Source organism: uncultured Brachyspira sp., assembly GCF_910578695.1.
Taxonomy (GTDB): domain Bacteria; phylum Spirochaetota; class Brachyspiria; order Brachyspirales; family Brachyspiraceae; genus Brachyspira.
On record NZ_CAJTQJ010000022.1, the window covers coordinates 18,481 to 36,177 of the forward strand.

Here is a 17,697-nt window from a genome sequence, read left to right on the forward strand (position 1 = left end):
AATAATTTTTATTGCTTTAAAATTTTTATTTAATTCAACAATTCAAAGCATAACATTATTATAACTTTTCTATTTCTTATTTATTTTTATTTAATTTTATTAATTTCGGAGTTTTTCTTGAAAATGTTCTTTTTTTAGAATTTTTATTATTTTTTAAATTTGCTTCAGCTATACTCATTTTATTATTTTTTTCTTTATCTTCTTCATTATTTTTTGAGTTTAAATCGCCTTCTATTTGTAATATAATATTTTTTATTTTTTCAAGTTTCCAATCTAAATCATTTTCTTTTTCATATATGACAGGCACTATCAATTGATTAAGATTATCCTTATCAAAATATACTCCTGAATTTGAAGTATTTATTAAATTGATAACCTTATCAGTATCTATTTTAGAATGCTTATCAAGTTTAATATATATATTGTACTGTCCCTCTATAACAGATAATATTCTTACCCTTTTTAATATCACTTTAATTCTAGCAATATCTAAAATGTCTTCTAATTCTTTCGGCAGTTTTCCGTATTTATCTATAATAAAATCTCTTGCATAATCTATATCTTCATTGCTTTGAGAACGCATTATAAGTTTATAAGCCGATATTTTTTCTTTTGAATCTGATATATAAGAATCTGGAATAAACAAATTATGCTTCAAATCTATAACAGTATCAAATGTAACTTCTTTTATTTCTCCTTTATATTCATTGGCAGCCTCCTCAAGCATTTGAGTATATAATTCATAACCAACTTGATATATCATTCCGGACTGTTCTTTACCTAAAATATTTCCAGCCCCTCTTATTTCCAAATCACGCATAGCTATTTTAAATCCCGCCCCTAGATCTGTATGCTCTGATATAGCTTCAAGTCTTTTATATGCTACTTCTGTAAGAGCTAAATCGCTGGGATAAAACATATAAGCATAAGCCTCTCTATCGCTTCTTCCTACCCTGCCCCTTAACTGATAAAGTTCAGATAAGCCCAATTTATTTGCATTATCTATTAATATGGTATTTGCATTAGGTATATCTATTCCATTTTCTATTATAGTTGTAGAAACCAAAATATCATATTTATAATTTATAAAATCTTCCATTATTTTTTCTAATTGACTGCCTGTCATTCTTCCATGAGCTACGCATATTCTTGCCTTAGGACAAAGTTTTTTTATCATAAGGGCAAATGATTCTATTGTATCTATTCTGTTATAGAGATAAAAAATTTGTCCTTCTCTTTTTAATTCTCTCTCTATTGCATTGACAACTGCATCTTCGCTGAATTCTGTAACAAAAGTTTTTACAGGTATTCTATTTAAAGGAGGAGTTTCAATTATGCTTATATCTCTAATACCTGTTAAAGCCATATTCAATGTTCTAGGTATAGGAGTAGCCGAAAGCGTAAGAACATCAGTTTCTAACCTTAATCTTTTCAAAGCTTCTTTATGCTTAACTCCAAATCTCTGCTCTTCATCTATAACTATAAGTCCTAAATTTTTAAACTCTATATCTTTAGATAAAAGCATATGAGTACCTACTATCAAATCACATGAGCCGTTTTTAAGAAGTTCTTTATTTCTTTTAGCCTGCCTGCTTGTTACAAATCTATTTAAAACTTCTATTCTTATAGGAAAATCTTCAAATCTGCTTTTTGCATTATTATAATGCTGATGAGATAATATAGTTGTAGGACAAAGCATAGCACATTGCTTGCCTGCCATTATAGCTTTAAATATCGCTCTGAATGCAACTTCTGTCTTTCCAAAACCAACATCTCCGCATATAAGCCTATCCATCATTTTACCGCTTTCCATATCTTCTTTTATATCATTAATAGCTCTTAATTGATCAGCAGTCTCCTCATAATTAAAAGAAGCCTCAAAGTCATCTTGCCATTGAGTATCAGTTCCGTAAACATTTCCTCTTATATTAGACCTTATAGCATAGAGTTTTATTAATTCTCTTGCAGTAGCCAATGCATCTTCTCTAGCCTTACTCTTTATTTTATCCCAAGAACTTCCTCCAAGCAATGTCAATTTTGGAGATTCTCCTTGTCCTGATATATACTTCTGTACAAAATTCATCTGCTCTACAGGTATATAAAGTTTATCTCCTTTGGCATACTCCAATGTAATATAGTCTTTTTCTTTACCATTAGACATTTTTCTAGTAAGCCCTAAATATCTGCCTATACCATAATTAACATGAACAGCATAATCTCCGACATTCAAATCTACAAATACTTCTATTAAATTCCTATTAACTTTAGGTATCTTACGAATCTTTTTTCTTTTTCTTCCGAATACTTCCCAATCCGCTAAAAATATTGTTTTGATATCATCTTTTATAAATCCTGAAGAAGACTGCGTTGTTATTATATAAAAATTATTTTCATTTTTTGAATAATCATTTTTTATTTCTTCTTTATCAATATTTTCAGTATCTTCAGTATTTTCTTCTAAATTTATATTTTGATAATTTTCTTTTGTATCTTCTATATTTTCTGAATTCTTTTTTTGGACATTATATTTTTTTAATTCATTTTTTTCTTCAGAATTATTTTTGTCTTCCGATTCTGCGGCTATAATTATAGGAGATAAATCTTTCATTATTTCATAGAATCTATTAGACTGATCATAATGCCCTGTAGATAGTATAATTAAATAATCTTTTTCCCTATATTCTTTTACATAATCTAAAAAATCTGTTAATCTTGACTTAAAAGATACTCCGCCTGAAAAATTAAATTTATATACATCTGAGTCCGTTATAAAAGGTGATATATTTATAGACTTTTTTATAATTTCAATAAAATAATTGCTGTCAATATAAAGCTTATCAATAGAGCCTATTATATCAAATATATTATCTATATCATTAAAATTTTCTCTTATTATATCTAAAATATTTATTAATTTAGCTTTTAATTTCAAAGCATCATCTATAAATACATAACCATAATCAAAATAATCAAATATAGTTTCTAAATTAAAATAAAACATAGAAAGCAGATTTTCACTTCCTGCAAAATATTTTCTTTTCATTATATTATCTTTAATCTCATCTTTCATATCAGAATTATTATTTATAAACTCTTCAACTTGAATATCATTATAAATAACTTCTCTCACTGGATAAATAATAATATCTTTAATACTTTGAAAAGATCTTCCGTCTTCAATATTAAAAAATCTTATGCTCTCAATCTCATCATCAAACATTTCTATTCTAATAGGGTTATCATATTCAACAGAAAATACATCTATTATACTGCCTCGTACAGAAGCAGTGCCTTTTTCAGAAACTTCTCTCTCTATAACATATCCCATATCATATAATGTCAGTCTGAAATTATCCAATTCCAATTTGCCGCCTACATTTAAATGCACTGGAATTTTCTCTAAATCTTTTCTTGAAGCTATTTTTCTAGTTACAGCATTAATAGTTGTTATAATTATACATTTTTCTTTATTTATCAATTTATATAAAATATTAATCCTATCCTGTGCTATATCAGTAATGGGAGACATTTTTGCAAATGCCACTGTATCATAATCTGGAAAATAGTAATTAGGTATATTATAAAAATTTAAAGACTGGCTAAGAAGCATAGCATCACTTTCATTTTCTTTAACTATTAATATGCTGTTATCCTGAAATACTGATGCAAAAAATAATGCATCGCTTCCGCCTTTAAGTCCTGTTATGCTTTTTATATTTTTTATATCAAAATTTGAATATTCTTCGCTTTTTGTAAATCTGTTAATTAATTCATTATATATCAATTCATTATTATACATATTGCTTTTACCATTTATATGCGGTATTAGAAAATTTTCATATATAATAAATATTATTCAATTAAATAGCAATAGCCTAAATAATCAATTTAATTAAAATTTAGGCATTAACTATAATAAATAAAAAACAGTACTATTTTTATAATTTTAATATATAATATTTTTCACTATCAAAATAAAAAAGGTAATAGTATAGAATGACGCTTAGAGAACTGACAATACGTTCTTTTAGAAACTACAATGAAAATATATTTAATTTTTCTGAAAAAATTAATGTGCTTTACGGACATAATGGAAGCGGAAAAACTAACATACTTGAAGCTGTATATATGCTTGGAAATGCAGTATCTTTTAGAACAAGATTAGATAAAGAACTTGTCAAAAATGGAAATGATAATTATTTTTTAAGAGGAATTTTAAGGGAAGATAATCTTAAATATGATACAAATATAGAAATAGCATATCAGAAAAAAATAAAAAAAGTATTCATTGATAAAAAAGAAATATCTTCAAGAAAAGATTTAATAGGAAGAGTACTTTATGTTATATTCCTGCCAAATGATACCGATTTAGTGATAGGAGAGCCTAAATTAAGACGGGATTATTTCAATATGCTTATATCAACAATCTCAGCCGAATATTTATCAGCATTAATAAAATATAATAAGCTTTTAAAAATGAGAAATATATGCATAAACACAAAGCCTAATGAAGCATATATTTATAATAATGATATAGCAAAATTATCTCTTTATATAGCATCTGAAAATAAAAAATATTCAAAAATTTTAGAAGAGAAAATGAATGAGATTTATAAAAACATATTTCATAATGATAATCCCTACTGCATAAAATACTTATCTACTATAGAAGATATGCTTAATGAAGCAGAATATATAAAAAAATTAGAAAATACATTGCAGGAACAGATAAAAATGCGTACAACTTATTTTGGAATACATAGAGCAGAATATCAATTCTTTTATAAAGATTCACTATCGCGTAAATTCTCATCTCAGGGAGAAAAAAGAATGTTCGCTTTGATAATGAAGCTTGCAAGCGAGAAGATACTTTTAGAATACAGAAAAAAATCTCCTATTCTGCTTATTGATGATGCTATGCTGGAGCTTGATAATAAAAGAAGAGACAGCATACTTGAATATATTAAAACTTTGGGGCAGGTTTTTATTACTGTTACAGAAAAAGATAAAGTTAAAAACTTTGAAAATGGAAAAGTTTTTGATATAGCAAATATTACTGTATAAAACATTATTAATAATCTTTCATATATTATTATTTTATTTTACACATATTATTATTTTATTTTACACAAAAATAATACCAATCAATAATACTCATACTATAAAATTAAATATCAGATACGGCAATTTTGTTAAATTATTTGCTTACAATTTTAAAGTTATATAAACTGTTTTTTTATAAATGCTAATTGAAGAGAAAAAGTATATGATGTTTTAGATTTATCTGAGACTTCGGCAGCACTTTAGAATTAATTACATTAAGAAGTTTGCTCAAAAAAAAACATATTAATGGTATTGAGAATTTTTGGAATCAAGCTAAAAGACATTTGCGTAAATTTAATGGAATACCAAAAGAACACTTTTATTTATTAAAGAATGTCAATTTCAATTTAATAATCCAAAAGTTGAAAACAATTAGAAATAGTGTATAATTTAGCAAAAAAGGAGCTTTTTTAGTTATCTGGGCAAGCCTCCGAGTTTTTAATTAATATTGACAATAAATTCTAATATGATTAAAATATAAAAAATTAATATTTTTATAATGGATAATATAATGAAAAAAATTAATATAGGCTTTATAGGAACAGGAAATATCGCAGAAAAAATGGCTGAAACCATTTCAAAAATTAAAGAAGCTCAATGCTATGCTGTAGGAAGCAGAGATATAAAAAAAAGTAAATCATTTGCTAAAAAATACGGATTTAAGAAATTTTACGGCTCTTATGAGGAAATGCTTAAAGATGAAAAAGTTGATTTGGTATATATAGCAACTCCTCATTCTCATCATTATGAACATATAAAATTATGCCTGAATAATAATAAGCATATTATATGCGAGAAGGCTTTTACTGTTAATACAAAGCAGGCAAGAGAAGTTTTAATACTTGCTAAGAAGAAAAAACTACTTTTGGCAGAAGCTATTTGGACTAGATATATGCCTAGCAGACAAATAATTAATGACGCTGTAAAAAGCGGAATCATAGGTAAAGTTTCTTCTTTAACTGCTAATTTAGGATATGTTATAAATAAAGTTCCTAGATTAATAGAGCCTGAACTAGCAGGAGGAGCTTTGCTTGATGTCGGAGTTTATACTATCAATTTTGCTTTAATGGTATTTGGAAATAAAATAAGTAAAATAGATTCTTCATGTATAAAAACCAGAAAAGGAGTAGATGAACAGAACTCTATTACATTAACTTTTGAAGATGGAAAAATGGCTGTATTAAACTCTTCAATATCAGCATTGACAAATAGAGAGGGAGTTATAAATGGAGATAAAGGATATATTGTAGTAAAAAATATCAATAACCCTGAAAGCATTACTATTTATTCATCTGAAAGAAAGCCTGTAAAAACTATAAAAGTACCTAAACAGATAAGCGGATATGAATATCAAATATTTTCATGCATTGATGCTATTAATAATGGAAAGCTGGAATGTAAGGAAATGCCTCATGAGGATATTTTAAGGGTAATGAATATAATGGATACTTTAAGAAGAAGCTGGAAAATAAAATACCCTTTTGAAAAATAAAATAGTTTTTTATAAGTAATAATTACTTAATGCTGTATTTTTTTTGTTTTAAATAAAACTTTAGCTAGCAATTTAATATATATTTATAATATTATATAAATTAAAAAAGCATATATTAAAGTTTTTAGTCATCAAATTTCTGTCCCAAAAGCTGTCCATTATTTGAATCTATATAAAGCTCCATCATATTATTAAGCTTCACTTCATATATATTCCACTTTTTTTTAATTTTTGTTATTACTGTATTAGGATAAGTTTTTATAACTGTATTTGCTACAGGTTTGGGAAGTATATTAATAGGCAGTGCTGTATAATTTCCGTCTATTTCTTTTAAATCTCCATTTCTAAAGAACTCTATTTCTACACCGTTATTCAATACTATTTCATATTTTTTCCTATCCATTTCTGCATACATTATAGGAATATTCGGAAAATATGCATTTACAAACTGAAGTATATTATTTGGAAGCTGATTTGGAGCTATATATATATCATCATCAGCATATACTGCAGTAATTATAATGAAAAATAAAAGTACTATTTTTTTTATCATATTCTATCTATAAAAATTAATTATTATTTTTTATATTATCAATAAATAATATCATCTTTACTGCTAAATTTATTATATATCTTTTTAATAATATTTGCAGTATTACCTTATTTAATTTTTCTATTTTTAATTATATCGTCATAATTAAAATAGTTTTTTACACAATTAAAAGCTTTTTCATCATATAAATAATAAAATCAAAATTAATTATTAATTATTTATATAAATTTAATAATATATTGCAAATATAACAAAAAATGCTATAAATATCAATAAAAAAAGAAAATAATCTAGCAATTAATTTAAAATAATATAAAATAAAATTTACTATAATTTTATCGGATTATTATATGATAGTAGATTTTAAAAAATATGTTTTAAGCGATTTATCTCAGATAAGTCAATATATTGATGATATAAAGAATATGAAATTAAACATAATCATTATTAATGAGGATAATATATTAAGCTTTATACCTTATGATAAAATAGAAGAAGTTTTATCTGCATTAAAAAATACAGAATATATAAAAAATCTTCGTTTCTATGCAGATAAATCATTAGTGCAGATAATGGAAAAGCAGGTTGTTATAGATTTGAATAAACAGCGTGCAGATATAAATGATATTAATATTTTTTATTCATTTTTTAAAAACTGCAAATTTAATATAGATAATGAATATTACCATTATCATTTTGATAAAATCATATCAATGAGAAATAAAGAAAGAATAAATTATCTTAAAGAACAATTCAATAAATTAAAGGAGTTTCAAGCATTAAATAAAATAAATACTAAATTAGCAAAATTAATAGGAGATATTTTAACTGATATCGGCATTATAGAAAAAATAGATTTTTTATATCATTTAAATTATATAAAAAATAATAATATACAAAATCTGAAAAATTATGGGAATGTAAAAAAAGATGATCATATTTTTGCAGATATAATAGGCACAATAGTTGATATTTTAGAAAAAGAGTATGAAACTAATAATATATATGATAATATTGCGTCATTTAGCGATGATAATATAATATCTCATAGCAACAGAGTATTTATTATGATGGTAGAATTTTTATATTATTATAATAAAGAAGTATCAAGAGGCGTCGCATCAAAATTGAGAGCAGATTATGATAAAAAATATTATGATTTTTATGATAAATTGGGAAATAAATATAATTTATTAGGGTCTGGTAAAATAGAGACATATTCAAAAGCAGGACTTAGAAAAATAGAAAGAAATGAAATAAAGTATTATGCCAGAGCAGCACTTTTGCATGATGTAGCACTCGGCGTACAGCTTACTAATATACCTATTATAAGTAATAATGAAGGAGATGCTCATTCAATATTAGGCTTTAATTTTCTTAAATATTGTATAGCACAAAATCAATGTATATACACTACTGTAGGACTTCATCATGAATATTTCGGCGAAGGTTATGGTATATTTACAAATATGTATAATAAACGATTTCAAAATAAGAATGTAAATAATATAAAAAATATATTAACTTATGATCCTAATGATATTAATGCTTTAATTGCTTTATCATATTTTCCGGCTAAGTGTTTGGAAATAGCAGATTCTTATGACAGCTTATATATTGATGCCTCTAAAAAAATTAATGAGAATATTGCTAATTCGGTAATAAAATATATGTATGATAATTTCTTAGCTTATTCTACTAAATTAGACCCTATAATTTTTTATATATTTGTAAAGTATTTAGAAAATGTTAGAAATGCTTCTATATATGACTGTCCTTTATAATATCAAATTATATATTTATTATGCTTGACAGTTTAAAAAAATATTATACACTATAGTAGTATTTTTTTATTTCAGGAAAAAGTGATTGTTAAAAAAAGATATTAATCAAGAGTATAAAGGTTCTGTTAGCGTATATTTAAAGCAAATAGGCGAAATAAGAAGACTCACTAAAGAAGAAGAACTTGATTTATGGCAGCGTCTTGAAGTTTGCCGAGAGGATAGAGCATCATTAGAAAATAATAATGATGAGGCGTCTTTAAAAAAAATAGAAATTATTGATAAAGAAATAGATTCTATACAGCATAAATTAGTAAAATCTAATTTGAGGCTTGTAATAAGCATAGCAAAGAGATATTATAACAGCGGAGTTCCTTTCATTGATATTATAGATGAAGGCAATATAGGACTTATAGAGGCTGTAAAAAGATTTGAATATAAAAAAGGATTTAAATTTTCTACTTATGGTGTTTGGTGGATAAAGCAAAGCATAGTAAAAGAAATTTCAAGCAAAAGATATATAATACGGTTTCCTATGCATATAGCCAGACTGATAAAAAAAAGTATGCAGACTTCCAAATCGCTTACGCAGAAATTAGGCAGAGATCCTACAATAGATGAAGTAGCAAAAGAAATGAAAATAGACAGAAAAACTTTATCATATATAATGATGTTTACTCAGGATACAACCAGTGTAGATTCATTTTTTAAAAATTCTGATAATAATGATATGACAGCAATTATAGAAGATAAAAATTTTCCTTCCCCTCATCAAAAAGCATTTATGGATAGTTTAAAAGATACATTGACAGAAGCTTTAAAATGTTTAGATGAAAAAGAAAGAACTGTTATTATTTCAAGATACGGCTTATACGGAAAAGAGGCAAAAACTCTTGAAGATACAGGAAAAGAATTAAATATCACCAGAGAAAGAGTTAGACAAATACAGATAAAAGCTATAAAAAAACTTGCAGGACTTAATTTATCAAAAGAATTAAAAAGTTTTTTATGGGATTAATTTGTATATTTTTTTATTAAACAATTTATATTTTTACCGAAAAGTTAATATAATAATTTAAAATCATGGATGGAAAATTATGTCTAATGAAATGAAATCAAAATTAAAGCCTATAATCATAATAGTAATATTGCTTGTAATTTTAACTGCCGGTTTTTTTATTGCTAGAAGTATATTAAGTTCTAATAATATACCTATTTTAGATTTCGGAGATACTGAAACTAATAATATGACTGATGATATTATAACTACAGATGATATATTCGGAGATGATATAACTCCTGAAGAAAAAGATTTTTTAGCTACTAATAATACTATACTGCCTGATGATGATACTAATATTAAGCCGATGGATAAAGATTCATCTATTAATCTTTCAGGAAGCGGATTATATGAAGCAGAAAATAATAATGATATACCTGATATACCGAATCCTCCAAAGCCAAATAATAGCGGAAGTTCTGCTTATACATATAATACTGAAAATTCTGTTTTGGTAACAAGTTCTAATACTCTAAGACCTGATAATAATACAGCTGATATGACTGATACAGTTTCTTACAGCACTAATGTAAGAATAAGCCAATTCATTATAAATTATAATGACAGATTTGTAGCTACTAGAAATAATCCTCTATTAGTAACTTTAGCAGCAAAATCTCCTGCAGAAGGCAAATATGCAAAAATAAGAGTATATGCTAGAAGAGTTGATAATAATTATAATATATTAAGCAGAGATTTAGTATTCTATTTGCCTAAAATATATGTGCTAGATGGTCAGGCACAAACACAATTCTACTTTGCAGGAAGAACTTCAGCAAGGGGAAATTATCTGCCTAGAGGAAGATATTTATTATATGCTGAGGTAGAAATTACAGATGCTAATGGCAGAGTAGTTGGAAAAGCATCAAGATATCCTGTTCCTCAATGGAATTATGTTGTAACATTACAATAGAATAAATATTTATTTTGATAATAAAAGCTCTGATATTATAAAAATATCGGGGCTTTTTTTATTAATTTTTTTATTACTTTTATTAATTTATTAACTTTTATTTTTATTAAGCTTCATATGTATAATAGGAAAATTATTTCCAAGACTATCATATTCATCTCTTTTATAGGCTTCAAATCCCATATACTTATAAAAATTATATGCATTTATATTTTGCTCATTAACTGATACTTCTTTAATATCATAATTTTTAACTGCATATTCTATTAATTTTCTGCCTATTGATTTCCCTATAATTTCAGGAGACAGAAAAAGCATTTCTAATTTTTTATTTTCAGTTCCTATAAATCCTATTATATTATTTTCTATCTCTGCAATTATTAAATGCTTTATATCTATTAAATATTTTTTTACATATTTTGATATATTGATAATATCATCTTCTTTTAAAAATAAATGCGTTGCTCTTACAGACTTTTCCCATAAAATATATAATTCATCTATTATTTTGCTGTTTCTATCTTCAATTTCATATATTTTCATTTTGCCTCGCCTTTTTATTATTTATGATATTTTAATATTATATAAAAATCAAGGGGTATTCAAATATTAATTCTCTTAATCTTAAAAAATAATAAGAAGCTGTTATTTTATTAATTTTTACTAGGACTGTGCGGCAAAATGTTATATTAATTTTAATTGTTTTTCTTTATTTAACACCAAAGGCGTGCATTTAATACCTAAATTTTAACAAATATAAGTTATCTAGGACAGCCCCAAAAATATTAATTTTTATATCTATTATAATATGTATTAATTAGTACTATTATATAATGCATATTTTTTGGATTTAAATATTATAAAAAATAGGCTGGCAAAATAATAAACCAGCCTATCATTTTATTAAATTATTCTAAATAACATCGATGGAATTTATGAAATCCTAAAGAATCATAATAAACACCTTTAAGTTTTGGAGATACAAGCAAAGGTTCTGTATAATAGTATATAGGTATTATAGCTTCTTCTCTCATAAGCATTTCCTCTGCTTTATGCATAGTTTCCATTCTAAACTTATTATCTCCTGAAAGCATAACCTGATTTATCATATCATCATAAGCCTTATTACTATAAACGCTGTAATTATTAGGAGAATAACTTATGCATAAAGTCATAAAGTTTATAGGATCATCAAAATCTCCGTTCCATGCTCCTCTTGCTGCTGTGATATTTCTGTCATATCTTGTCTGCAAAAATACAGCCCATTCTTCCTGAGTTAAAGCTGTGTCGATTCCAAGATTTTCTTTCCACATCTGCTGAACAGCTTCAAATATTTTTATATGTATTCCGGGGTCAGATTTGAATTCAATAACATGAAAATTTTCACCATTAGGATATCCTGCCTCAGCCATTAATCTTTTAGCCTCTTCAACATTTTTATCATACCCTTCTTTGCTTATATCTATATATTCTCCTGCATTCTCTCTAAAGTCGCCCTCATAATCTGATATTCCGTATGGAACTAATGCTCCTGCAGGCTTTTCTCCTCCCATTGTTATCTGTTCTACTATATAGTTTCTGTCTATAGCAAGCGATAAAGCTCTTCTTACTCTTACATCTTTGAATATATTATTAGTTAAATTCAAGCAGTAATAATATGATGATATTCTAGGCTTAATAACTATAAGTCCTTCATTTTGTAAAGTTTTAATATCCTGTCTTGGAAATGATCTTGCAAAATGCAAAGAACCTGATTTTACTCCGGCTACAGAAGCAGTTTCATTTTCCATAAGCACAAATGTAATTTTATTAGGTACTATTGTATCTATATTCCAATAATTAGTATTTTTTATCATTACGAGACTTTGATCTCTATTTCTCTCTATAAGTTTGAAAGCCCCGTTTCCTATATAGGTATCAGCATTTAAAGTCCATTTATCTTTGTACTCTTCTATAATATCTTTTCTTAACGGATAAAAAGTAGGAAAACTTAAAAGCTCTAAAAAATATGCAGCAGGAACTTCTAATTGAACTTCCAAAGTATAATCATCTATTGCTTTTATTCCTAAACTCTCTTTAGGCATTATTCCTGCAGTTATTTCCTTAGCATTTTTTACAGGCTCATGCTGATAGCTGTATTGACTTCCTGAATTAGGATCAACAACTCTCTGCCAAGAATATACAAAATCATCTGCTACAACAGGTTTTCTGTCTGTCCATTTTGCATTTGTCCTAAGTTTAAAAGTATATATAAGTCCGTCATCGCTTATATCCCAGCTCTCTGCAGCAGCAGCTGTTAATTTACCATTTTCATCTTTTTCTACTAAACCTTCAAATGCATGTATTAAATAAAATACAGTATCCGAAATAACATTTATACTAGGATCTATAGTATTCGGTTCAGGTCCTGTATTAATAAATATAGATATGCCGTCTTCTGATGATTTTTTGTTTGAACATGATACTATAAATAATATAGAGATTATAAATATAATAAATATTTTCTTCATAATTTTTTGTCTCCTATTAATATTAATTTTCTATATAAGCTTTGAAAAAATTATGCTGCCCCATAGAATCATATTGTACGCCTTTTAATTTTGGATATACTAATATTGGTTCGCTTGAAAAATATATTGGTATCATTACCATATCAGATATAAGTAATTCTTCAGCTTTATGCATAGCCATCATTCTATGCTGTGAGTTTGTAATTGATGCAGCTGTTTTTATTAGATCATCATATCTTTTATTGCTGTATAAACTATTATTATTTGGAGAATAACTTAAGAAAACCTGAAGAAAATTGATAGCATCATTAAAATCACCGTTCCAGCCTCCGCTTGCAAGTTCAAAATTTTTGTTAAATCTTTCCATAAATAGGTCTGCAGATTCTAATTCTTCTATCAATACATTAATTCCTAAATTTTCTTTCCACATTTTTGTTACAGCTTTAAATATATTGGCATTTATTCCATAACCTGTTTTAAAAGTCATAATAGGAAATCCATTACCATTGGGATATCCCGCAAGCATCATAAGTTTTTTAGCTTCACTGACATTATTTTTATAATTCTCTTTATTAATATCTATATATTCTTCTCCGTTACCTCTAAAATCTCCAAAGAAACAAGGTACTCCGTATGGAATAAATCCTGAAGCAGGCATCTCTCCGCCTTTTGTAATATTCTCAACTATGTAATTTCTATCTATAGCAAGCGATAAAGCTTTTCTTACATTTACATCAGATAATACTTGATTTGTAGTATTGATGAAATAAAAATATGTTGATATTTTCGGAGCATTATATATATATCCTTGTTCTTTCAACTCTTTTATATTTTCTATTGGGAAGCTTTTAGAAAAATGTAAAACTCCTTTTTTCACAGCATTTACAGAATACTCAGGATCATTTTTTAATATAAACTCTAACCTGCTTGGTATGATTTCATTTCTATTATAGTAGTATGAATTTTTTTCCATAATAATATAATCATCTAATTTCATTTCAGCAATCTTAAAAGGACCGTTTCCAATAAAAGTTTCAGATTTGTAAGCCCAATTAGTTCCGTATAGTTTTATTATGTCCTCTCTTAAAGGGTAAAAAGCAGGATGAGCTAAAATCTCCAAAAAATAAGTTATAGGTATATCTAAAGTAATTTCTAAAGTATAATCATCTATAGCATATACTCCAAGATATCTTGATTCCATATTTCCATTATTAATCTCTTTAGAATTTTTTATTACGCTATATTGATACGCTAATTTACTTTCAGTATTAGTATCAAATAATCTTCTAAAAGAATAAACAAAATCCTCTGCAGTAAGCGGCTTTCCGTCAGACCAATATGCATCATTTCTAATATTAAATGTATATACAAGACCGTCGCTGCTTATACTCCAGCTTTTAGCTGCTGCAGGAATTATTTTTCCGTATTTATCTTTTTGTACTAATCCTTCAAATATATGATTTAAATATACTAATGTATCTGAAGAAACATTAATGCTATGATCCATAATATACGGCTTTTCTCCAACATTAATTTTTAATGAATGATATTTATTTAATTGATTATTATTAGTGTTTTCAATTTTCTGACATGAAATTATGCATATAAAGCATATAGTTATTAGGATATATTTTTTCATAATTATTATCCGTAAATAATATTTTATCATATTATATTTTGAGTATATAGTTTATAATATTTTATTTCAATAGTGTTTTTTTGTATTTTATAAATGTGATTTTTAGGCAATTATTATTATAAAGGCTATAAAATTTAATTTTTGTATGATTTTTTTATTATCCCTAATATAATTCAATTATCTTTAATAACTCAATATTAGTTAAACAATTATTTTATTATTATATGCTGCCTAACATAACACACATATTTATTTACTGTTAAAAATATAAAATTTCTATTTTTCATTATTATTAAAACAAAAAAGCATATCAGCTCAAGTTTTTATTATATCAATTTTTATATATATCAATGCATAGTTAATAAAATATTTTTTATATAATGTATATGCTATTATTAATTAATTTATATTTAAAATTTTGTTCCGCATTTTGTATGCGGTAATAATATTATAGATTTTAATAAAATTTAAATATGGCAGTTATAATTACAAAAAATATAATGATTATCAATTCTGAAATAGGCAGTAAATATATGGACGGAATTTTAAATAAAAAGTTTAATCAATCTTTTTATTATATAAAAATATTATAAGTATTTAATAATTTTATAAATATTTTATTAGTCCTATATCTTTTCTGTAATATTTATCTTTAAAATCTATTTTTTCTATGTCAGCATAAGTAAGTTTTCTTGCCTCTTCTAAAGTATCATCAATATTAACAACATTAAGAACTCGTCCTCCGTCTGTAATGATATTATTATTTTCATCTAATTTAGCACCAGCAATAAAACACTGTCCTTTTATTTTATCTATACCTTCTATCTTATAGCCTTTATTATATGATGCAGGATATCCTCCTGAAGCCATTACAACACAGCATGCATGTTTATTCTTCCATTTGATATTTAAATTTGATAAATCCCTTTTCATTGCTGATTCTATAATAGATAAATAGTCTGTTTCTAAAAGCTGAAGTACAGCCTGCGTTTCAGGGTCTCCCATTCTTACATTATATTCAAGTAAATATACGCCTTTTTTAGTTATCATAATACCAAAGAATATTATTCCTGAAAAAGACATTTTTTCTGATTTTATGCCTTTAAGTGTAGGTTCTAATATATCTTTAATAAATAGTTCTTCCGCCTCTTTTGTGTAATAAGGATTTGGAGCAATAACCCCCATTCCGCCTGTATTATTTCCTGTATCATTATCCCCTGCTTTTTTATGATCTTTAGCAGATATGAAAGGAATTATTATATTACTGTCGGTTATAGAAAGTATAGATGCCTCAGCTCCTTCTAAAAACTCTTCAATTACAACTTCATCTCCAGCCTCTTTAAATATTTTTTTTATCATTATATCTTCTAATGTATTTTGAGCTTCTTGTTTGCTTTGGCATATTAAGACACCTTTGCCTAAAGCAAGTCCGCTAGCTTTTATAACTATTGGATAGCTGCATTTATTTAAATATTCATTAGCTTTATTATAGTCTGTAAATACTTCATATTCAGCAGTTTTAATTGAGTATTTTTTCATAAAATTTTTAGCATAAGCCTTAGAACCTTCAAGTACAGCAGCCTGTTTATTAGGTCCGAATATTTTAAGTCCTTTCTCTTCAAATTTATCTACTATTCCATATACAAGCATTTCTTCGCTTCCTACAATGGTTAAATCTATTTTTTCTTTTTCAGCAAAATTTAAAATCTCATCTATAGTTGAAATTTTTACATTTTCACATTTTTTTTCTTTAGCTGTTCCTGCATTTCCTGAAGCACAATATATTTTTATAACTTTATCATTTTTACTTAAATTATTACAAATAGCATGTTCTCTTGCACCTGAACCTATAACTAGTATTTTCATATTTTTATTCCTTTTATTTATAAAAAATCACTCGCTGTTACAAGCATATAAATAACTTGATAGACGCTCGTCATTTTTTATTATTTTTATATATTTTGATACAAATATTATTATAACTTTTATATTTATTATTGCTAGCTATAAACTTTTTATATATTACTATACTCGCCTACGCCTATAATAAGCAAATAAATAAATTTATTTGCTGGCTTCGGCTCGCTTTTTTATTATTATTTTTAAAAACTCTGCCATTCTCTGAATGTCAGGCACTCACAAGTTTTTTATTTCTTTTATTATTGCTAGCTATAAACTCGCTTTAAATTAGCTAATAACCAGCTTTGCTGTTTATTAGCTGCTCGTTTATAGCTTAAAAAATATTTTTTTAAATTAAAGCTTTTCTATCTCATCTAAACTTAAACCTGTAAGTTTAGATATAAGATTAATGTCCATATTCTCTTTTTTCATATTTCTAGCTAATGAATATTTTTCTTTTTCTATTCCTTTCTCTATTCCTTGTTGAAAACCTATTTCTATGCCTTCCTTTTTTCCTTCTTCCCTCTCATATTCTAACATAACTGTTTGTCCGTATAAAAAAGCATCTCTAGCATTATAAACTTCCATCTCTTCTTTACTCGATATAAATCTTTCATATTTATCTATAACTTTAGACATTATGTTATTAGCCTCCTTTAGTTTATCTTTTTCATCATCATTAAAATCTTTTGCTGTAAAAAAGTCAATCCAAGATAGTATTTTATTTTTCTTAATATCATCTATGCT

The 17,697-nt window shown here is 25.8% G+C and carries 11 protein-coding genes and 2 pseudogenes; 6 read left to right on the forward strand and 7 right to left on the reverse strand.

The features are described from left to right. Positions 1-76: 76 nt before the first annotated feature. The gene (gene mfd, locus QZ288_RS07315) at positions 77-3,799 is read right to left on the reverse strand and encodes a transcription-repair coupling factor (RefSeq protein ID WP_295157070.1); all 3,723 of its coding nucleotides are present in this window, start codon (positions 3,797-3,799) and stop codon (positions 77-79) included. 197 nt (positions 3,800-3,996) lie between these two features. Here mfd and recF point away from each other — a divergent pair, with 197 nt between their 5' ends. The 3 genes and pseudogenes from recF (at position 3,997) to QZ288_RS07330 (ending at position 6,595) form a co-directional block, all read left to right on the forward strand. Further along, the gene (gene recF / locus QZ288_RS07320) at positions 3,997-5,064 is read left to right on the forward strand and encodes a DNA replication and repair protein RecF (RefSeq protein WP_295157073.1); all 1,068 of its coding nucleotides are present in this window, start codon (positions 3,997-3,999) and stop codon (positions 5,062-5,064) included. A 232-nt stretch (positions 5,065-5,296) separates the two neighbouring features. Continuing rightward, positions 5,297-5,517: pseudogene (locus tag QZ288_RS07325) on the forward strand (IS1595 family transposase); the annotation flags it as partial. Positions 5,518-5,614: 97 nt separating this feature from the next. After that, on the forward strand, positions 5,615-6,595 hold the full coding sequence (locus QZ288_RS07330; RefSeq protein ID WP_295157075.1) for a Gfo/Idh/MocA family oxidoreductase: 981 nt from the start codon (positions 5,615-5,617) through the stop codon (positions 6,593-6,595). 124 nt (positions 6,596-6,719) lie between these two features. On the opposite strand, the gene QZ288_RS07335 is transcribed toward QZ288_RS07330, so the two are convergent. Beyond that, positions 6,720-7,148, reverse strand: coding sequence for a PepSY-like domain-containing protein (locus QZ288_RS07335; protein WP_295157078.1), 429 nt, complete (start codon positions 7,146-7,148; stop codon positions 6,720-6,722). A 350-nt stretch (positions 7,149-7,498) separates the two neighbouring features. On the opposite strand from QZ288_RS07335, the gene QZ288_RS07340 reads away from it, so the two are divergent. The 3 genes from QZ288_RS07340 (at position 7,499) to QZ288_RS07350 (ending at position 10,902) form a co-directional block, all read left to right on the forward strand. Then, positions 7,499-8,932, forward strand: a complete 1,434-nt coding sequence (locus tag QZ288_RS07340; protein ID WP_295157081.1) for a hypothetical protein — start codon at positions 7,499-7,501, stop codon at positions 8,930-8,932. An 85-nt stretch (positions 8,933-9,017) separates the two neighbouring features. Beyond that, positions 9,018-9,947 carry a sigma-70 family RNA polymerase sigma factor gene (locus QZ288_RS07345; protein ID WP_295157083.1) on the forward strand — a complete coding sequence of 310 codons (930 nt, stop codon included), beginning with the start codon at positions 9,018-9,020 and terminating at the stop codon, positions 9,945-9,947. A gap of 79 nt (positions 9,948-10,026) precedes the next feature. Beyond that, positions 10,027-10,902 carry a hypothetical protein gene (locus QZ288_RS07350; RefSeq protein ID WP_295157086.1) on the forward strand — a complete coding sequence of 292 codons (876 nt, stop codon included), beginning with the start codon at positions 10,027-10,029 and terminating at the stop codon, positions 10,900-10,902. Positions 10,903-10,992: 90 nt separating this feature from the next. Here QZ288_RS07350 and QZ288_RS07355 read toward each other — a convergent pair whose 3' ends face one another. The 5 genes and pseudogenes from QZ288_RS07355 to QZ288_RS07375 all read right to left on the reverse strand — a co-directional run. After that, positions 10,993-11,445, reverse strand: a complete 453-nt coding sequence (locus QZ288_RS07355; RefSeq protein ID WP_295157089.1) for a GNAT family N-acetyltransferase — start codon at positions 11,443-11,445, stop codon at positions 10,993-10,995. A 365-nt stretch (positions 11,446-11,810) separates the two neighbouring features. After that, positions 11,811-13,412: a peptide ABC transporter substrate-binding protein gene (locus QZ288_RS07360; protein WP_295157092.1), complete on the reverse strand. Its 1,602-nt coding sequence runs from the start codon at positions 13,410-13,412 to the stop codon at positions 11,811-11,813. A 22-nt stretch (positions 13,413-13,434) separates the two neighbouring features. Continuing rightward, a complete protein-coding gene (locus tag QZ288_RS07365; RefSeq protein WP_295157094.1) occupies positions 13,435-15,051 on the reverse strand; it encodes a peptide ABC transporter substrate-binding protein in 1,617 nt (538 codons plus the stop codon). A gap of 606 nt (positions 15,052-15,657) precedes the next feature. After that, positions 15,658-16,917, reverse strand: a complete 1,260-nt coding sequence (gene purD, locus QZ288_RS07370) for a phosphoribosylamine--glycine ligase (RefSeq protein WP_295157096.1) — start codon at positions 16,915-16,917, stop codon at positions 15,658-15,660. A 387-nt stretch (positions 16,918-17,304) separates the two neighbouring features. Then, positions 17,305-17,697: pseudogene (locus QZ288_RS07375) on the reverse strand (ATPase); the annotation flags it as partial.

What these genes read in the sequence shown, in the direction of transcription:
- QZ288_RS07330 (WP_295157075.1), top strand. Translation starts at nt 5,615, where the DNA reads ATGAAAAAAATTAATATAGGCTTTATAGGAACAGGAAATATCGCAGAA.
- recF (WP_295157073.1), top strand. Translation starts at nt 3,997, where the DNA reads ATGACGCTTAGAGAACTGACAATACGTTCTTTTAGAAACTACAATGAA.
- QZ288_RS07365 (WP_295157094.1), bottom strand. Translation starts at nt 15,051, where the DNA reads ATGAAAAAATATATCCTAATAACTATATGCTTTATATGCATAATTTCA.
- purD (WP_295157096.1), bottom strand. Translation starts at nt 16,917, where the DNA reads ATGAAAATACTAGTTATAGGTTCAGGTGCAAGAGAACATGCTATTTGT.
- QZ288_RS07350 (WP_295157086.1), top strand. Translation starts at nt 10,027, where the DNA reads ATGTCTAATGAAATGAAATCAAAATTAAAGCCTATAATCATAATAGTA.
- QZ288_RS07355 (WP_295157089.1), bottom strand. Translation starts at nt 11,445, where the DNA reads ATGAAAATATATGAAATTGAAGATAGAAACAGCAAAATAATAGATGAA.
- mfd (WP_295157070.1), bottom strand. Translation starts at nt 3,799, where the DNA reads ATGTATAATAATGAATTGATATATAATGAATTAATTAACAGATTTACA.
- QZ288_RS07335 (WP_295157078.1), bottom strand. Translation starts at nt 7,148, where the DNA reads ATGATAAAAAAAATAGTACTTTTATTTTTCATTATAATTACTGCAGTA.
- QZ288_RS07360 (WP_295157092.1), bottom strand. Translation starts at nt 13,412, where the DNA reads ATGAAGAAAATATTTATTATATTTATAATCTCTATATTATTTATAGTA.
- QZ288_RS07340 (WP_295157081.1), top strand. Translation starts at nt 7,499, where the DNA reads ATGATAGTAGATTTTAAAAAATATGTTTTAAGCGATTTATCTCAGATA.